General features: G+C 44.7%; 13 protein-coding genes. 8 read left to right on the top strand and 5 right to left on the bottom strand.

Annotated features, from left to right (window positions below; all coding sequences use genetic code 11):
• Positions 1 to 7: 7 nt before the first annotated feature.
• From D0T66_RS14565 to D0T66_RS14585, 5 genes are all read left to right on the top strand, one after another.
• A complete protein-coding gene (locus tag D0T66_RS14565) occupies positions 8 to 1858 on the top strand; it encodes a RagB/SusD family nutrient uptake outer membrane protein (protein ID WP_163358040.1) in 1851 nt (616 codons plus the stop codon).
• A gap of 26 nt (positions 1859 to 1884) precedes the next feature.
• Positions 1885 to 2565 (top strand): DUF3823 domain-containing protein, encoded by a 681-nt coding sequence (locus tag D0T66_RS14570; RefSeq protein WP_163358041.1) that lies wholly within the window; start codon positions 1885 to 1887, stop codon positions 2563 to 2565.
• Between the two features lie 178 nt (positions 2566 to 2743).
• Positions 2744 to 4549, top strand: a complete 1806-nt coding sequence (locus D0T66_RS14575) for a glycoside hydrolase family 2 protein (protein ID WP_163358042.1) — start codon at positions 2744 to 2746, stop codon at positions 4547 to 4549.
• 47 nt (positions 4550 to 4596) lie between these two features.
• Positions 4597 to 7086: a glutaminase domain-containing protein gene (locus D0T66_RS14580; protein ID WP_163358043.1), complete on the top strand. Its 2490-nt coding sequence runs from the start codon at positions 4597 to 4599 to the stop codon at positions 7084 to 7086.
• A 475-nt stretch (positions 7087 to 7561) separates the two neighbouring features.
• Positions 7562 to 8569 (top strand): family 43 glycosylhydrolase, encoded by a 1008-nt coding sequence (locus tag D0T66_RS14585; RefSeq protein ID WP_163358044.1) that lies wholly within the window; start codon positions 7562 to 7564, stop codon positions 8567 to 8569.
• Between the two features lie 70 nt (positions 8570 to 8639).
• Here D0T66_RS14585 and D0T66_RS14590 read toward each other — a convergent pair whose 3' ends face one another.
• From D0T66_RS14590 to D0T66_RS14610, 5 genes are all read right to left on the bottom strand, one after another.
• On the bottom strand, positions 8640 to 11009 hold the full coding sequence (locus D0T66_RS14590) for a GH92 family glycosyl hydrolase (protein ID WP_163358045.1): 2370 nt from the start codon (positions 11007 to 11009) through the stop codon (positions 8640 to 8642).
• 17 nt (positions 11010 to 11026) lie between these two features.
• The gene (locus tag D0T66_RS14595) at positions 11027 to 12373 is read right to left on the bottom strand and encodes a GH36-type glycosyl hydrolase domain-containing protein (protein ID WP_221412237.1); all 1347 of its coding nucleotides are present in this window, start codon (positions 12371 to 12373) and stop codon (positions 11027 to 11029) included.
• Positions 12374 to 12459: 86 nt separating this feature from the next.
• Positions 12460 to 13557, bottom strand: a complete 1098-nt coding sequence (locus D0T66_RS14600; RefSeq protein ID WP_163358046.1) for an ROK family protein — start codon at positions 13555 to 13557, stop codon at positions 12460 to 12462.
• A 4-nt stretch (positions 13558 to 13561) separates the two neighbouring features.
• On the bottom strand, positions 13562 to 14722 hold the full coding sequence (locus D0T66_RS14605) for a sugar MFS transporter (protein WP_163358047.1): 1161 nt from the start codon (positions 14720 to 14722) through the stop codon (positions 13562 to 13564).
• 31 nt (positions 14723 to 14753) lie between these two features.
• Entirely contained in the window at positions 14754 to 16481 is a 1728-nt protein-coding gene (locus D0T66_RS14610) for a class I mannose-6-phosphate isomerase (protein ID WP_163358061.1), read from the bottom strand.
• 124 nt (positions 16482 to 16605) lie between these two features.
• Between D0T66_RS14610 and D0T66_RS14615 the strand changes: the two genes are divergently transcribed.
• From D0T66_RS14615 to D0T66_RS14625, 3 genes are all read left to right on the top strand, one after another.
• Positions 16606 to 17346, top strand: coding sequence for a GntR family transcriptional regulator (locus tag D0T66_RS14615; protein WP_163358048.1), 741 nt, complete (start codon positions 16606 to 16608; stop codon positions 17344 to 17346).
• Positions 17347 to 17894: 548 nt separating this feature from the next.
• A complete protein-coding gene (locus tag D0T66_RS14620; protein ID WP_163358049.1) occupies positions 17895 to 18413 on the top strand; it encodes an RNA polymerase sigma-70 factor in 519 nt (172 codons plus the stop codon).
• A 74-nt stretch (positions 18414 to 18487) separates the two neighbouring features.
• The gene (locus D0T66_RS14625) at positions 18488 to 19471 is read left to right on the top strand and encodes a FecR family protein (RefSeq protein WP_163358050.1); all 984 of its coding nucleotides are present in this window, start codon (positions 18488 to 18490) and stop codon (positions 19469 to 19471) included.
• Positions 19472 to 19700: the final 229 nt, after the last annotated feature.

Here is a 19700-nt window from a genome sequence, read left to right on the forward strand (position 1 = left end):
AACAGATATGAGAACATTTAGTAAATATATATTAGGAATATTAGCTGTAGCTATCTTATCTACTGGTTGCTCCGACTATTTGGATCAAAGCCCCAATAAGATATATACAGACGATCAGGTATTCGCCGATGTGAGCATGATAAACTCGGCTAAAGCCAATCTGTATGGTAGAGTTAACTGGGGACCGAGCCTCGATGATAATGGCGGACACGCTCTTATCGACGAAGCTGCCTACTCGAGCGGTGGTATCAATAGGATGGACGGCTACGATGGCGGATGGTGGCGTGTATGGGATTATGGATTGATCCGCGATATTAATGTATTCATACAAGGATGCCGCTCTCAGGCTGCACTGAATAATACCGACCTGGACGATGACGACCGTAAGATGCTGGAAGGTGAGGCCCGCTTTATCCGTGCGTGGACTTATTTCAATATGTGTAAAGGTCTTGGAGGCGTGCCTATTGTAGAGAATCACGTGTTTGAGTGGACAAGTAACACTGATGTTACTACTATGCAGATACCACGTAGTACAGAGGCTGCTACATACGACTATATCATAGCAGAATGTGATTCTATCGCAAATTATTATCTGGCCGGTTTCAACAAACCGGACGATGATAACGCTTCGCGTGCTACCAAATGGGCTGCTTTGGCTCTCAAAGCCCGTGCTGCAATCTATGCCGGATCTATTGCCAAATACAATGCTATTCATACACCAAGCATCACATTGCCGGGCGGAGAAGTAGGTATAGCTGCTTCGGCTGCGAATGGATATTATACAAAAGCTTTAGCTGCTGCCGAAGAAATAATTACTACAGGTCCATACCGTTTGTATGATGAAAATACCAATAAAGGACGTAACTTCTACGAGCTTTTCAACAACAAGAAAGGTAATCCGGAAGTTATCTGGTCATTAGATTATTATTATCCGGGTAAAACCAACGGATTTACACGCGATAATATGTCTTCGGTTGCAATGGCCGATGGTACGGCAAATGCGGTAACTCCTATCTTGAATGTTGTTGAAGATTTCGAGTATATCAATAACCGTGACGGGAAGTTGAAAATACGCGATGCTATGAACAACTACATCTACTATACAAATGCCGAAGACCTCTTTGCAAATAAAGATCCTCGCTTGTACGGAACGATTATATATCCGGGAGCTGACTTCCGCAATATCAAAATCGAATATCAGGCAGGACAGAAATACATGGACGGTGGTGTTTGGAAAGAAAGAACAGGAAACCGTGGCGAAATAGATGGTACTTATGGCTTGATAACCAGTATCAACGGACCGGTTACGAATGATGCTCAGAATGTGAACAAAACAGGATTCAATATCCGCAAATTCGTTTCCGAAGACAAAGATGCTGCAACTATCGGACGTGGAAGTGACGTATGGTTCGTTCGTTTCCGTTATGCCGAAGTGCTATTGATTGCTGCCGAAGCTGCATTAGAATTGGGACAACCTCAGGCATTGGGTTATATCAACCAAGTGAGAACGCGTGCCGGTATCAACCCGCTCACGACTCTTACGATAGATGATATTGTACAAGAAAGACGTGTTGAGTTCGTATACGAAAACCATCGTTATTGGGATTTGAAACGCTTCAGATTAGCGCATACAATATGGGATGGCAACGTTTCGAACGAAAAAGCTGTACACTATTCGCTTTATCCTTACAAGATTAACGATGCGTCACATCCTCAGAATGGTAAATGGGTTTTCGATAAGGTTAAGACTTTCACAACTGAATATCCTCGCAAGTTCAGATTGCAGAACTATTACAATTTCTTCGACCAGGATTGGTTGAATAAGAACCCGAAATTGGTTAAAAACCCTTATCAATAATTTACGAACAATAAAAATATATGAAAATGAAAAGATCTATAATACCAATAATAATCTTTGGCTTCATAGCATTATTCTTGACAAGTTGCGATAAGGATAACTATAATCCTCCTAAAATTACGCTCACCGGAAAGGTGACGTATAACGGAGAGCCTATCGGTGTTCGCGGAACCGACCGTCAGGTACAGATGCAGCTATGGCAAGATGGATATGACTTGTACGAGCCAATCGAAGTCTATATCGATCAAGAAGGATCGTTTACGGCCAAAGTATTCAAAGGCGAATACAAATTAGTATCGCGCGATAATCATGGCCCTTGGGTCAACAACCGCGATACAGTATTTGTAAATGTAAAAGGAAACATGGAAGTAGATTACCCTGTTACTCCTTACTACATTTTGTCGAACGTAAATATTACCTCGTCGGGAAATATTGTTACTGCCACATTTGATATTGACCAAATTACAGCAGGAAAAAATATCGAATCGATACACCTGTATGTAAACAGAACTCAATTTGTGGATCAGGACAATAAAAAGATTGACGTAACAGATCCGTCTTTGACTACAGGTAGCCATACATTGACTGCGGATATGAGTTCGTTTACGAAACCGAACGAGCAGATCATGTATGCCCGTATAGGCGTTAAGATTGCAGGCGTCAACCACACACTTTATTCCACAGGTGCGGTTAAAGTAAGAGGTTAATTGCCCTTAGTTCATCTTAGTTCAAGCTAAGATTGTATCTATCATTTATAATGATGTTTATTTCTACTCTGTATTGGAAACAGTACAGGGTAGAAAAACATCTGATTAATGTGCCTGATTTGATATTGAAAAAACTATTATAACCCAATTTAATACCAACCAAATTAACTCTATAGAAATGAAAAAGAAACTCTTATTTCTCTCATTATTAACGATTAATATCGGTCTTTTTGCCCAATGGAAACCGGCAGGAGACAAGATAAAAACAAAGTGGGCGAACGAAATCGACGTAAACAATGTATTACCCGAATATCCTCGTCCGATAATGGAGCGCTCGGCATGGAAAAACCTGAACGGATTGTGGGATTATGCCATCCTTCCGGCAGGAGCAGCCGAACCAACAGCTTTCGACGGTAAAATCTTAGTACCTTTTGCCGTAGAATCAAGCCTCTCGGGCGTACAAAAAACACTCGGAAAAGACAACGAATTATGGTACAAACAAACATTTACTGTTCCGTCTAACTGGAAAGGTAAAAACATCCTTTTGCATTTTGGTGCAGTAGACTGGAAAACAGAAATCTATCTGAATGATATAAAAATCGGAACACACACTGGAGGGTACACCCCTTTCAGCTTTGATATAACTCCATACCTGACTTCGGGCAATCAAAAGCTGGTTGTCAAAGTGTGGGATCCTACAAATGCAAGCTACCAACCGGTAGGAAAGCAACATAACAATCCTCATGGCATCTGGTACACCCCTGTATCGGGTATCTGGCAAACAGTATGGTTGGAGCCGGTAAGCAAAAAACACATTGCCCACATCAAAGCCATTCCTTGCATAGACACGAAAAAAGTCTCTGTGAAAGTGGATGCCGAAAATACGGCGACAGGCGATATCGTAGAAGTAATACTGAAAGACGGTTCGTCGGTAGTAGCCAAAGCCAAAGGCGCAGCCTGTCAGGAATTGTCGCTTAATATAAGCGATATGAAACTCTGGTCACCCGAATCACCATTCCTCTACGATATGGAAGTGAACCTATACTCAGGTGGCAAATTGCAGGATAAAGTAAAAAGCTACACAGCCATGCGCAAAGTCTCTACCAAAAGAGATGCGAATGGTATTGTGAGACTACAATTGAATGACAAAGACTGTTTCCACTTCGGCCCGCTCGACCAAGGATGGTGGCCTGATGGATTATACACTGCCCCTACGGACGAAGCATTGCTCTACGACATACAAAAGACGAAAGACTTCGGATATAACATGATCCGCAAGCACGTGAAAGTAGAGCCGGCACGCTGGTACACCCATTGCGACCGCATCGGTATCCTCGTATGGCAGGATATGCCTAACGGCGACCGCTCGCCACAGTGGCAGAACTTCAATTATTTCGACGGAACGGAAGTGAAACGCTCGCCGGTATCGGAAGCTAACTACCGCAAAGAATGGAAAGAAATAATGGATTGCCTTATCTCTCATCCGTCTATCGTGGTATGGGTGCCGTTCAACGAAGCATGGGGACAATTCAAGACAGAAGAAATCGTAGAATGGACAAAAGCATACGATCCTTCCCGCTTAGTAAACCCTGCCAGTGGAGGTAACCACTACAAAGTGGGCGACATGCTCGACATCCACCACTATCCGCAACCGGCTCTCAAAATGTACGAAGCCGAACGCGCTACAGTGCTGGGCGAATACGGAGGTATCGGTTTCCCTATGCAAGGCCACCTTTGGCAGACAGACCGTAACTGGGGATATGTACAATTCAAGAACAAAAAAGAAGTTACAGACGAATATGTGAAGTTTGCCGAAGAATTGAAACGATTGGCTAAATCCGGCTACTCGGCAGGTGTTTACACCCAGACAACCGACGTAGAAGGCGAAGTGAATGGTTTGATTACATACGACCGAAAAGAAATTAAGGTAGAAGAAGGTCGTGTGGCGAAGGTGAATAAGGAAGTGTGTGATATCCTGAAATAGAAGATATTAGGATTAGATGTATAATTAAGGAAGTAATTGATTATGTTATGAGAAAGATATTGTGTACATTTTTAGCTTGTTGCGCGTTGCCTTTTATGAGTTGCGACGATGCGCAATTGTTGGAATATGACGTTATCAAAAATGATTTGCGTGCACCGGCCTATCCGCTGATCACGATCGACCCGTATACGAGCGGTTGGTCTATGACGGATAAGTTGTATGACGAAAATGTAAAACATTGGACAGGAAAAGAATTTCCGCTGATTGGTGTGCTCAAAGTCGATGGCGAAACCTATCGCTTTATGGGAGTGGAAAAAATGCCGCTCGACCCGATTGCCGCTATCTCGACCGAAAAGAAATGGCTGGGAAAATATACTTTCACCAAGCCTCAAAACGGATGGGAGAAGACAGCATTCAACGACAATGCGTGGAAAGAAGGCGAAGCTGCCTTCGGTACGCCGGACGAATTGAATGTGAAAACATTGTGGCAGACAAAAGATGTCTGGGTAAGGCGAGATATCCAAATCACACAGAATCTGGCAGGGAAAAAACTATTTCTGGAATATTCTCATGACGATACTTTCGAATTGTACATCAATGGTATACAATTGGTAAAAACCGGATACGAATGGCGCAAGAATGTCTTAGTGCCTATTCCGGACGAAATAGCTAAAACCATAGTACAGGGCGAGAAAACAGTTATAGCAGCCCATTGCAACAACCGCACAGGCGGCGCATTGGTTGATTTCGGCCTATACGTCGAAAGCGATACAAAATGTTATCTGGGACAAACGGCACAACAGACATCAGTGGATGTGCAGGCCACCCAGACACATTACACCTTCGATTGCGGCAACGTAGAGCTGAAAGTTTCATTCATGGCTCCGCTATTGATGGACGATCTGGAACTTGTTTCCCGTCCTGTAAACTATATCAGCTACGCTGTATCGTCGAAAGACGGACAGGAGCATGATGTAGACCTCTACCTCGAAGGTTCGCCTAACTGGGCATTGAACTTCCCTATTCAGGACAACAAAGCCGAAGCATATCAGAAAGATGGCCTTGTTTACCTCAAAACGGGAAGCACCACTCAGGACATTTTAGGCAAACGCGGCGATGATATCCGCATCGACTGGGGATACTTCTACTTGGCAAGCGAAACGGCTAATACCACTTACAGCGTAGGCAATCCGTTCGAATTACGTCAGGCATTCGTTCAGAACAGTGTATTGACGAACGACGGAGCAGAAAAAGAGAGAGCTTCTCTCGCTTTGGTACACGATTTGGGTAAAACGAAATCGGCAAATGGCAAATTTATGCTTGGTTACGATGATATTTACTCTATCCAGTATTTCGGCGACAACCTGCGCCCATACTGGAACAAGGACGGAAGCAAAACCATCGAAAATGCATTCGCTCAGGCTGCGAAAGACTATGTCTCTTTGCGTGAGAAATGTTATGTGTTCGACAAAGAATTGATGGAAAGCGCCCGCAAAGTAGGCGGACAGAAATATGCCGAGTTGTGTGCTTTGGCTTACCGTCAGTCTATTTCGGCTCATAAATTGGTAGAAGCACCGAACGGTGACCTGCTCTTCCTCTCGAAAGAGAATTTTAGTAACGGTTCTATTGGTACGGTGGATGTTACCTATCCGTCGGCACCATTGTTCCTGTACTATAACCCCGAACTGGCAAAAGGCTTGCTCAATCATATCTTCTATTACAGCGAAAGTGGAAAATGGAAGAAACCTTTCCCATCGCACGATGTAGGTACTTATCCATTAGCTAACGGACAAACTTATGGCGACGATATGCCGGTGGAAGAGGCTGGAAACATGCTTACGCTCGCTGCTGCTGTGACGGCTATCGAAGGAAACGCAACCTATGCCGAAAAGCATTGGGATGTGATGACTATCTGGGCGGACTATCTGTCGGAAAACGGCTTAGACCCCGATAATCAACTTTGTACCGACGACTTTGCCGGGCACTTTGCTCACAATGTCAACCTTTCGGTGAAAGCTATTATGGGTGTGGCATCGTATGGTTACATGGCAGAAAAAATGGGTAAACAAGACATTGCCGACAAATACAAAAACAAGGCCAAAGAGATGGCTGCTGAATGGATGAAAATGGCTGACGATGGCGACCACTACCGTCTGACGTTCGACAAAGCCGGCACATGGAGCCAGAAATACAACCTCATTTGGGATAAACTCCTGAATTGGAATATCTTCCCGGCAGAAGTGAGAGAAAAAGAAATAGCTTACTACCTGACCAAACAGAATGAGTACGGCCTGCCATTGGACAACCGTTCCACTTACACCAAATCCGACTGGATTATGTGGACAGCCACACTGGCAAGCGATCAGGCTACTTTCGAAACATTCATCAACCCGGTTCATAAATTTATGAACGAAACCGAAGACCGCATCCCGATGTCTGACTGGTACTACACCGACAGCAAGAAACACGTAGGTTTCCAGGCACGTTCGGTTGTGGGTGGCTATTACATCAAGATGCTCGAAGAGAAATTGAAATAATTAAGATAAAAGATTCAGCGGAATCGTATTAAGACTAAGGTTAATTAAAGGTTAGTTTGTTAAAGGGAATTGCATTGCGCAGTTCCCTTTATATTATCTGATATGCTTGCTTTTGCGATAAGATGACTATTTTTGTGAATGCTTGCTGATTTATTGTTACAAGTTTATCTATGTTGGAATAGTTGACAAGTTGACAAGATACGAGTATACAAGTTACGAGTAAATAAGTTTACGAGAAAAAGGTAACTTTGCAAAAACGTCGAGAATACGTATACGTTTGTTACTTTTTTGCTATCCCGAGTCGGTGCGAGGGAGTTCTTGCTGAAAGCGTAACGGGATGCCTCAGATAGACTTCGGCAAGACAAGCGTGTATACCGCTTTATGGCCTTTGCGTAAAACCTTAGTGTTCTTCGTGGTTAGGTAATAGAGAAATAACCAGATTGTGATATTAATAACTTAAAAACCTCAATAAAACATGAAAAATCTACTCCTGTTATTTACAGCCCTTTTTACTTTTGCTTCATGCTCGGGTAGCTCCGGCGATTCGGACGATAAAGGGAAAAAGGAAGCTAAAACCTATTCCAATCCTGTATTGAATTTCAGTATGCCCGACCCGACTATTATCAAGGGGCAGGACGACTATTTCTATCTTTATGCGACGGAGGATATCCGCAATACGCCGATATATAAGTCTAAAAACCTGATTGACTGGCAATCGGTAGGGACGGCGTTCACCAACGAAACCCGCCCGTCTTTCGAGCCAAAAGGAGGACTTTGGGCGCCCGATATCAACTATATAAACGGGAAGTATGTCCTTTACTATTCCATGTCGGTGTGGGGTGGGGAGCAGACTTGCGGCATAGGCGTTGCCGTAGCCGATAAGCCCGAAGGCCCTTTTACGGATAAGGGAAAACTGTTCAGAAGCAACGAGATAGGCGTGACCAACTCGATAGACCAGTTCTATATAGAAGAGGATGGCAAGAAATATATGTTCTGGGGAAGTTTCAGAGGTATTTACGCTATCGAGCTTTCCGACGATGGGCTATCAATCAAGCCCGGAGCCGAAAAGGTACACGTTGCCGGAACAGCCTTCGAAGGAACGTATATCCATAAGCATGGAAACTATTACTACTTCTTTGCCTCTATCGGCTCATGCTGCGAAGGCGTAAACAGTACCTATCAACTGGTTGTAGCCCGCTCAGAGAGCCTGTTCGGCCCGTATGTCAACAAGGCCGGCGTGAATGTGCTGGACAACGGCTTCGATGTCGTTATCGGCCCTAACGACCGTTTTGTAGGTAACGGACACTGCTCGGAAATTGTGCAGGACGATAAAGGCAACGATTGGCTGCTTTATCATGGAGTGGACAAACAAAATCCTCGCGGACGTGTATTGCTGCTCGATAAGGTAGAATGGGTAGACGGATGGCCTGTGGTAGCCAACGGAAGCCCGTCGCTGTCGGCGGAAGTGCCTGCATTCGAGTAATATATATGTAGAGAGAGAAAGGCTGCACTCTGTAAAAGAGGCAGCCTTTCCGTGTGTAATATTAATGCTATTAATGTTTGATGTTAAGGTTCGGTTCGTTACCCATTTTCAATTTGAGTGTTCCACCGTTGACAACGTCGGCAAATGGTATGAATACCGAATTTTGCTCTTTGCTATTGTTGCTAATCGATTGAATATACATGTTTTCGGGTGAGTTATTTTCCACTTCTATCACGAACTTCTCCCCTTTGTAGTAGTCCTTATTCAGCTTGATTTCGATGCGGTCGAATACCGGGCTTCCGATTTGGAATTGCGGATTGATTTCGGTCAATCCTTTCACGTCGAATAGTCCGATGCCGGCCATAACGTACCAAGCGCCTAATTGCCCCTGATCCTCGTCCTGTCCGTATCCGTATCCATGAAGCCCGTCGGTTCCGTAGAACTCGTTGCAGATGGTACGCACCCATTTCTGTGTCAGATAAGGCTTGCCCGAGAAGTTGAACATCCAGGAGATATGCAGGTTGGGTTGGTTGCCATGATTGTAGAGGGCATGTACACCCGCAAAGGCATTGACCGTCTTACCCCCGCCGAAGGTGTCTTCCTGCGAAAGGACGAAAATGCTGTCGAGACGGTTGTTGAATACATCGTTTCCGACCTTCTCCACCAACTTTTCGGGTTCGTGAGGCACATAGAAGGTGTATTGTATAGCATTCCCTTCCTGAAAGCCTTCCCAAGCGGCCAACGGGTTGAAGTCTTTGAGGAACTTGCCATCCATCGTACGCGGACGGATAAGCTCGGTCTTGGGGTCGAAGAGGTTTTCCCAGTTCGAAGCCAGTTTCGACAATCTTTGGTAGTCATCTTCCTTACCCAACTGTTTAGCAAACTGCGCTACGGCGTAACTGCTGAAAGCGTATTCCATCGTATGTGAAGCCCCGAAAGCAGAGCCTTCGGTTGTCAGTTCGCGTGCATAGTAATCGGCATTGGAAACGTAAGGGGAATAGCCTTTTTTGACAAATGCGCCGACATCGAGTTTCCCTGCTCCGGCAGGGCGGTTCGTACCGTCTATCTCGTTTTTCAAGGCAGCTTCGTAACCCAGATTGTAGTCGAAATTGCGGATGCCGCAGTTGTAGGCAGATGCAATAGCCAGACTGGTAAAGTTTGTCCCTACGCCCGAAACGTATTTACTGTTGGCAATACCGTCGCCCAGCCAGCCAGTTTCTTGGTAGACCAGTAGTTGCCCTTGAATCCAGTCGGCATAATACTCGGGATAGGCGATAGCCCATAGCTGGGTGAGATTCCAGAAAGCCCCCCAGATAGCATCGGTATTATAGAAATTGTGTACGGGTTGATTGTCCTTGCCCAAGGCAATCTGTCCCACAGTTCCGTCATTCTTGGGATAAGCGCCATTGACGTCGTTTGCCAATCCGCGCCCCAACAGGGCATGATACAAGCCTGTGTAGAACTTGACCTTATCTTCTTTTCGTCCGCCTTCGACGGTGATACGTCCCAGATACTCGTTCCAGATGTCGAGTGCCTGTTCTTTAGCTGTATCGAAGTCCATATCGGGAGCTTCGGTTTCGAAGTTGAGTCTGGCATTCTCGATAGAGGTGAACGACTGTCCCATCTTCACGGTGATTTGCTCATCGGCTGAGGTTTTGTAGGCTACAGCCATGCAAGCGCCCGTGCCTTTGATCGATTTGCCCGATGCGGGAATTTCGCCTCTTTTGAATACTTTGACATCCGCTGCCGGTTTGCTCAACTTGGCGTAGAAGTACATATTCACGGTTGCCGCGGGTTGATACTTCTTCACATATTCGGGCTTGGTGATAACATAGCCTTCGATGGTGGTATCGTCTATCATCTTGATATAGGCGTCTTCCACTGCTCCGCTCTCGCCCAGACGATTACCAACGTCGAACAGGATATACGATTCGTCCGACTGCGGGAAGGTGTAGCGCTGGAAGCCAACCCGTTTGGTGGCAGTCAGCTCGGCTTTGGTGTTGTATTTGTCTAACAGTACCGAATAGTAGCCCGATGTGGCATACTCATTCTCCTTTTGGAAAGGGGAGCGATAGCCGTTTTCGGGGTTCTCCAGTGTTCCGGGAACTGTTTTGAGTTCTCCCACGACAGGCATCGATAATACCCCGCCTACCTGAAACTCGTGGAATGTTGCAAACCCTTCGATGGATGTATGTCCGTCTTCGTATCCTACGGCTTCCCATCCTTGTTCGTTTCCGTATGTGCCGTTTGTCGAGGCTCCCAGTTTGGCCATGCCGAAAGGCACGGCTGCCGGCGTGTAAAAGAACCAACGGCTGTGTATCGTCCCGATATTGGGGTTGACATAATCCGATAATCTTTCGCCTTTCTTTTCTTCTTCATTGCATGAAGTGACAAAGAGCAAACATGCCGAAAGAATTACTAATAACTTTAACTGTCTCATTATCGATTGTTTAATATTTAATTGTTTTCTGCCATATTTTCTTCGAATAGCTGGATAGACTTCCACAGAACACCTGCTGAACCTTTAAATAATCCTGCACCCCGAGGTTCGCCTGCCGGTGTCCACCATTCATAAAATCCGTTGTGTTTGATAACTCTGTCGAGCATAGGCGAGATAGCTTCGTAGGCTTCTTCGTACATGCCGTTTTCGATAAGTTGCTGCACGGTTCGTCCGCCGAACCATGTCCAGTCTCCTCCATTCTGATAGCCATATTCGCCCATCCCTTCGTTCTTGAAATATCCGTTAGGATATACAGGATACATCGTCAGTCCGATGGTTTGCGCATTGGCTGCCTGCACATTTCTTTTCATCTGCTCGTAAGCGCCTTTGATTTCCTCTCGCGATAGTAATCCTGCTTCCATTGCGATGGTTGTTCCGCCATGATAGTAAATGGCATTTTCGTCAAAATCGGCTGGGAATGGCGAATCGTCTAAGTAAATGTGCGGTATGAACTTCTGTTTGCCGGCATCCCAGAGGTGCTTTCGTGTATTGTTATGGAGTTCTTCCGATTTAGACTTCCAGAAGTCGATTTCTTCTTGCTTGCGGGCAATAGATGTATAGTTGTTTATGGCAATGATAAACATGGCATTGTCGTATATATCTATTGTCAGATGAGAAGAACTGTCTAAGCTGACGCCCCACTCATGCTCGGGTTGCACGTCGCCCCAGTCGGCGGTGGTTGCTCCCCACAGCAGGCCATACTTTTCATTATATCTTTCGTTCAGCAGGAAGTGCATGGCATCGCTCATGCGTTGTTCGACAGTACGTTCGCCTATCTTTTCATCCAGTATTGACGTGTCGCCGGTGGCTTGTATATATTTGAATACGGCTTGTATGAGGGACGATTCCTGATCTGTTTCGACCGTATTTTTATGGGCTGCCACATGGGGTGCATACTCAGAGAGGGCATATACATATCCGTAAGTGGCACCCTCTATCGGCGTATATCCGTCGGGAATGTTGCCGTCTTCGCCTTGCAGTTTGAAAAAAGTGAGCAAAGCTTCTTTCGACTTCTCAGGGTCATTTACCCGGCATGCCAGTTCGATAAATGTGTTTAAGTCCCTAATCCAAACTTCGGCATAGCTGTCACCTGCCGTGAAGCCACTCTTAACCAGTTCTTCAGCCATTCTTTCCACAGTATGTATCCGCTCGTCCTGCTGTATTTTCTGGCTGAGTTCTTTACTCATTCTTTGTTTGTCCTCTGCACATGATAGTAGCAAGCAAAAGCAAGCCGCCAGCAAAATGAATGGAACCTTCTTTTTGGTCATAATCGTTATAATATTTAGCGTTTCTATTGTTTTCATCAGTATAGTCACCAAGGAGAATATGCCACTCGCAGGTCAAAGATACGAAACCGCTTTGGCTTGCTGTGAATCTTTCCTGAGAGTGATTAGTTGTCTAACCTATACAGTGCGTAGGCATATGCGCCGAGTGATACGGCTTTGCTGGTTCCAAGAAAGGTTTTCATGATAACTGATTTCTTGTTCGGATTGTAACTGACTGTTTTGTTCGTATTCGGGACTTTTATATCCACTGTCTTATTCAGCAGGAACTCTTCGAACTCCCGTTCGTTTGTCAGATCGAAAACGTCCATTTGCAGGCGGGGGAAGCTGGCTCCGGCGAATGTGCCGAGGTTGCTTTTCATCTCCTTCATCATGGGCGGGATAATGTATTTGGACGCCCCCATAATGCCGCCTCCTATAACCACTATGCCATCGGTGAAGGTCAGCAGGTGCGCTATGGCATCGCCCGCTACTTCGCCGAATTGCGCGAAACTGTTTTTGGCCGCCTGTGCATTGCCGGGCTTAGTACCTTCAGCAATATCGAAAATATCTTTAGGGGTAAGGCTGCTGTCGCTGTTGCCGGTGATTTCGTTGTACACCCTGATGATGGCGCGTATGCTCACGCTTTCTTCGGCTATCATGCCGGGATACAGTTTGTTGCGCAATGCCCATACGTCGCCTCCGCAGCCATTGTCGCCGGTCAGCAGTTGCCTGTCTATTACCACTCCTGCACCGAAGCCCGTGCCGAAGGTGATGCCTATCAGGTTTTTGTAGGTTTTCTTATATCCGTGATTGGCCAGCAGGGTGTTTAGCTCGGGCAGCGCTCCGGCTAATGCCTCGCCGTATGCAAAAAGGTTGCCGTCGTTGTTGATAAAAACGGGTATCTGAAAATGCTCGTGGAGGAATGGCCCTAAAGGCACGCCTCCTCGGAAGGAAGGGAAATTAGGCAGGTCGCCGATGATGCCGTTTTCGTAGTCGGCAGGGCCGGGGAAGGCAAAGCTAATGGCTACGGGGGCTGTCGATAGCTGGTTCTTTATATGGGTAAAGCCCTGTATCAATGTCTCGAAGCAATTGTCTAAATTATCCGGATGGGCAGGCAGGCAATAGGGTTCGACTATTTCCTTATTGGCCTGTATGGCAGAGAAGACGAAATTAGTTCCTCCTGCGTCCAGTGTAAGTACTATACGGTTGTCGTTGCTATACATGGTATTAGTTGGTTTTGAATTTGAATGAGATAAGTCCTATGATGACAAGGCTTGCCAGAATAACGGTCATCCCTGCCGTAAAGCTGGATAAGTCCGTAATCAGCCCTTGCAGCGGGGATAGCAATGCACCACCTGATACGCCCATTATCATCAGTGCCGATATTTCGTTCGAATGTTTCATATCGTGCTGCAATGCCAGCGAAAAGATAATGGAGAACACATTGGCGCAGGCTAATCCTATTACGGCAATAAAGACAAGCAATACCCAGAGGGATGAACTTATCATCATTGCCACAAAAGCCAGCACTGCCAGCATGAGGCTTACACGCAGGAATTTGACGGATGAGAGTTTGATAAGCAGCAGCGCCCCGATGAACGTTCCTATGGTGCGTGCCGCAAAATAGAGGCTTGTCCCTAAGGCGGCTTCGTCCAATATCATTCCTGTCCTTTCCATCAGCAATTGCGGGATGCAGGTGTTCAGCCCGACGTCTATCCCTACAATCAGCAGGATGACAACGATGCAATATATCAGGTATTTGTCCTTTAATAGAAGCAGAATCTCTTTGAAGGAGGAAGGCTTTTCGATTGTTTCGCCCGATTCTTTTATCTGTGTGAAATAGAGTACTGCCATAGAAACGACTGTGGTGATGCAATAGATGAGGAACGTCAGCCGCCAGTTATCCAATCTGCTGGCTGCAAACCCCACGAGAATAGGGCCGAGGAAAGAGGATATAGCCTTGATAAACTGCCCCATAGTGAGGGTGCTGGTGAGCTTATCCTTGCTGACGGTGGCCGCAGCTAACGGATTGAGCGATACTTGCAGGATGGTATTGCCTATCCCCAGCAGAGCGAAGGATAGGAGAACGCCCAGATAGTTGTAGAAGAATAACGGGAATAGCATGGTGACGGCTGTCACGAGCAGCGAAACCAATACGGTTTTCTTTCTTCCTATCTTCCCCATCAGCATCCCCGTAGGGATGGAAAAGACGGCGAACCAGACGAATACCATCATCGGAATGAGGTTGGCCATAGAGCCCGACAGGTCGAAGTCTTTCTTCACGTAGTTCGTCGCTACGCCTACTATATCCACAAAGCCCATTACAAAGAAGCTGAGGAATATAGGCAGGAATACGAAAGGTGAATTTTTGGGTTGAGTATTATTCATGGTGTATGGTTGTTTGATTTAGGATAACCTTTTAAATTCGTACGGATGCTTTGATAGTCATACATTCCTTCCCTTCGGATGCGCCGTGAGGGCGGATGGTGTATTCGCCTACACTGGCGGGAATGATGAACGTTTCGGCATAATGAATAATCATCGGTTCGAAAGCATTGGTAGGGCTTTCTATTATAATCTCTGCGCCATCCACCAGATTCAGCACGTTTACGCTCTCGTCGGTATAATGTGTTACTGCTTTGGTAAAGGTATGGCGGCGTGTTTCTATAAATTCGTTACGGTGCAGGCCTGTTTTCTCTTCCTTCCAGCCGTCGCCTGTGGCCACTACCTCGAAACAGTTTATCAGTTTCTTTTCGGCATATTCGGTGTCGCGTCCCCAGTCGATAACTTCCTTGCCACGCTGCACGTTTATCGGGCGGGGCTTGCCATCCAACCCAAGGCGTTGCCAGTCCCAGAGTTTGAAGGTGAAGAGGTTCGGGGTAGAACTTATTTCGAGTACGACGGCATTGGTGCCCGAACAATGTATGGTTCCGGCAGGGATAAGGAAATGGTCGTGTTTCTTTGTCGGTATCTTGTTGATATACTTATCGGCATCGAAAACGATTTCACCTTCCTGTGCTTTTTCCAGTTCGGCAATCACATCGTCGCCGTTTGTCCCTGTTTTCACACCGATGTAGACATGCGCACCTTCTTCGGTATCCATGATGTAGTAACTTTCGTCCTGTGTGTAATTCAGTCCGAAGTTGTCGTGTACATACTGTGTGGTAGGGTGTACCTGCAAGCTGAGGTTGCCGCCTTTCACCGTATCCAGAAAATCGAAGCGGATAGGGAATTCTTTCCCGAAGCGGCTTTCTACCGGCTCGCCCAGCACTTCGCGGCTTTTGGTATAGACGAGGTTGACCGAAGGCATTTCGAATACGACGTTGCCGACTTCCAGCAATAGGCTGTTTTCTTCCGGCACGCAATCGAAGCACCATCCGTAATTCGGTTTGGAAGGATCGAGATTGCAGACCTCCTTCATCCACTGTCCGCCCCACGGCGCCGGATCGAAAAACGGAACTACGCGGAAAGGCGAATTAGCTGCCTTGTCCATTCCTGCATAGAATGTTGCGCGGTCTATCATTTTCGGTTCGTTCGGAACGACACTGTCGAGCCAATAATCGACATATGGATAGATATTTCTTTTGTGCTTGTCCATACAACGCCAGTCGTTGAACAATCCTCTCTTATACTGGAAAGAAAAAGCCTCCTGACTGTTGTCTATGCCTAATCCCTGCACTTGGCGGCGGCGCATGCGCTGCTGAATTTCCCATCGCGGCATGTCGGCATAGATGAGTATGTCGTTGTCGGCAACCAAGTGTGCTCCATGCCCGAATATGACAACGTGGTCGTCGGCCTGTGCAATCGCTTTGCGGGCTGCTTCCAGCTTGTCGGAATCGAAGTATTCCGACAGCGATACGTTAGACATATATCCGAATAGCACATCGTCGGTCATAAACCTCTTGGTCAATGCTTCTACTTCTTTTTGCGGGATGAACAAGTCTTTTGTGTCAATAAACAACACCGGGTTGATTGTCGAGAACTGCGTCTTCAGTTCGTCGTAGTGTATTCCTGTATAGCAATCTATGGCAATGATGCTTTTGCATGATGTAGCCTTGGTTATGGTCGATATGATATTCTCCCATCCTGTTGCGATAAATCCTTCTACTTCAACTGCCGGCTTCTTCTTGTATGTACTTATCATGATTTAAGAGTGTAATGTTTAATCATTTAAATTATATGTATGAACATATTTGTTTGGCAAATATAAATTATCATTTCTTAAAAACAAATAGATTTGCTTTATTTTTTTATATTTGTAGAAAAAAAAGATGAAGCTCAAAATCGATCATAAAAGCCAAACCCCTTTGCATAAGCAGGCGGAGGAACTTATCCGGGAGCTTATCAGTAGGCCTGAATATAAAGATGGCAAGTTTTTGCCTAAGGAGATTGACTTGTCTGAACAATTGAAAATCTCGCGCAATACCTTACGGCAGGCTATCAATACGCTGGTCTTCGAAGGGTTGCTGGTGCGGAAGAAGGGTGTGGGTACCCGTGTGGCCGGGAAAAAGGTTTTCAGTGGGGCGAGCAACTGGCTTAGCTTTTCGCAGGAGATGAAGATACTCGGCTTAGAGATTCAGAATTTTGAGTTGCATATTACCCGCCGCGAAGCATCGCCCGATGTGGCTTCGTTTTTCAATATCAAGCCGGAGACGAAAGTGTTGTGCCTCGAGCGGTTGAGGGGTAAGAAAGAATATCCGTTTGTGTATTTTGTTTCCGAGTTCAACCCGAAAATACCGGTTTCGGCATCGGAGAATTTCAATCGCCCGCTTTACGAAATATTGGAAGCGGACTATGGTATCGTTGTCAAAATATCGAAGGAGGAAATCAGTGCTGCCGCTGCCGACAGTTTTATCGCTTCTAAGCTGGAGATTGCGGTGGGCGATCCTATCCTGATAAGGAAACGCTATGTGTATGATGTGAATAATGTCCCCGTAGAGTACAATATAGGCTGGTATCGTGCCGATTCGTTTACGTATACCATCGAGTGCTCGAGGGACGTGGAGATGTAGCCGGGAATACAGTCTCCAATCTTTACTATTCTCTAAAAATATTATAAAAAACCTGTTAATTATTTAGCTATACTTTTTTCTTTCATAAATTTTCCCTTACTTTCTACAGTGAATCGACCTCGAGATCTCTGAATCTAATGCGGTTATGGTCTTCTTTCCCTTGTGGAAGAATATAGTTTATTAAACAAAAAATATCAAATTCTGTGAATATTTAATGTAAGCAACGGTATTTTATATATCATTCTTTAGGGTGTGTGAAAAAAAGAATGTTATGTAATTTTTTAATGGATAAAAGAATATCATTGATTTTTGTTTTTGACGAAAATGCGTCCTCTTATGTGCATCGGCATACGGGGATTACCGTTCTGTGATTTATGTAACTGCCTGATTATTCAGTTTCTTGTTCGTGCGAAAAAGAATAGGCATAAAAAAATGGCATAAAATGCATAAATCTCATAAGTAGTTTAGGTCTTATAAACGTATCTATAATATATCGGGTGTGTATGTGAACTGAAAGAGGATATATTATAAATATTCGTAATGATAATATGAGTAATAGAACCTTAGATCTGTATAAAGAAGTGTATTCTCGGAATGTCGATAAACTTCTGTTTTTTGCCCGAAAGTTTGTCGATGAAGCTACAGCCGAGGATATTGTACAGGATATTTTCCTGAAAATATGGCAAAAAAATACCGATCTGTCGCCCAAAGAAATAAATTCCTATCTATATACAAGTGTACGGAATGCCTGCTTCGACCATATAAGGCATGCTTCGATAGAAAATAATTACAGAGACAAATTGATATCCCAGATACGCTATCTGGAACTGGATTTCTATAAAGATCCCTCCGATATACTTATCGATCGCGAAACCAAAATCTTCTTGGACAGGGTAGTCGACATTCTGCCCGAAAAGTGCAAGCAGGTATTCAAAATGGCCTACTTCGACGAAATACCTCATGCCGATATTGCAGCAGAATTAAATATTTCGGTTCGGACGGTTGATAATCAGGTGTATAAGGCGTTGAAAATGATTCGTGCAATAGTGGTAAATCAAAAAAAATAAAAAATGGAGTAAGTATTTATTTCCGCTTGTTCGTATTAGGTATTAAAGAGGCTTCACACACTTTATTTTTATAAATGGAAAAACTGATAATAAAATATTTGACTGGAACAATTGAAGACGAAGAGCTTCAAACTCTGTTGGATTGGCTGGAGGAAGACAAAGAAAACAAGAAAGAATTCTTTGACTATAAGTCGATATATGAAGCCTCGCGGATATTCCCCGATAAAAAAACGGTAGACGATTTGTGGGACAAAATAGAAGATGAGGTTTCGGAAGAAGCTGCTCCGGCTCGCAATAAAAGGTTTTACCTCAAGTCGTTACTGAAATATGCGGCAGTGGCCTTGGTGATGGTTGCCGCTACGTCAGTTTTTTTCCTGATGAACGATTATAAATTGTCTACAATCATCGAGAACGGAATAGCCGAAATGGGCGTGCAGGACGATAATAACCTGACTGCATTGACATTGACGGACGGAACAACCGTAAAACTGAAAAAAGGTTCCGTGCTCAAAATAGATAACGATTTCAATGCGCGAAAAAGGGAAGTAACCCTCAATGGCGAAGCCTTTTTTGCAGTAGCCCATGACGAAGAAAAGCCTTTTGTAGTAAAAACCGAAAATCAAAATATCACTGTTTTAGGAACTTCATTCAATGTGAAGGATTATGTTGGAGCTGACCTGACAACCGTATCGCTTGTCGAGGGAAGTGTCGCTATCGATTCCGATAATCTGGATATTATCCTGAAGCCGAACCAACAGGTTATAATGAATAAGAGGGACAAAACATTTACGCTCTTCAATCTTTCCGAAGAGATGATGTCCTCTTTTGCTTCGCGGAAATACCATTTTAAAGAAAAATCGTTAGCCGACATTTTGGCCGACATCGAGTATCTGTTTTCTATCGACATCGTTGTGCTGAACAATGACCTGTCGGAGAAAAAATATACCGGTTCGCTATCCCTCAATCAGGATGTCGAAAGCATAATCAAAACTCTTAATTATAAGCACGATTTCACTTACGAAATCGACTGGAAAACACAGAAAATTCTAATAAAATAAATAGTTTTTTAATCTCTAAATCTAAATCAGAAAGTTCAAAAGAAGAAAAACCTCTTACCCGATTGTATTTTCAGCGCGAAAATACATTCCAGAATGAAATGAAGAACCTCTCTAAGTACTCTCTGCTTAGCGAAAAAAGGAACAATCGAAAGAAACTCTATTAGCGATTATACAAAAGCGATTTGTATAGTAACTATCAAAAAATTCTAAACCTTAAATTATTTAAGCT

The organism is Dysgonomonas sp. 25 (assembly GCF_010501075.1).
In the GTDB taxonomy this organism is placed as follows: Bacteria; Bacteroidota; Bacteroidia; order Bacteroidales; family Dysgonomonadaceae; genus Dysgonomonas.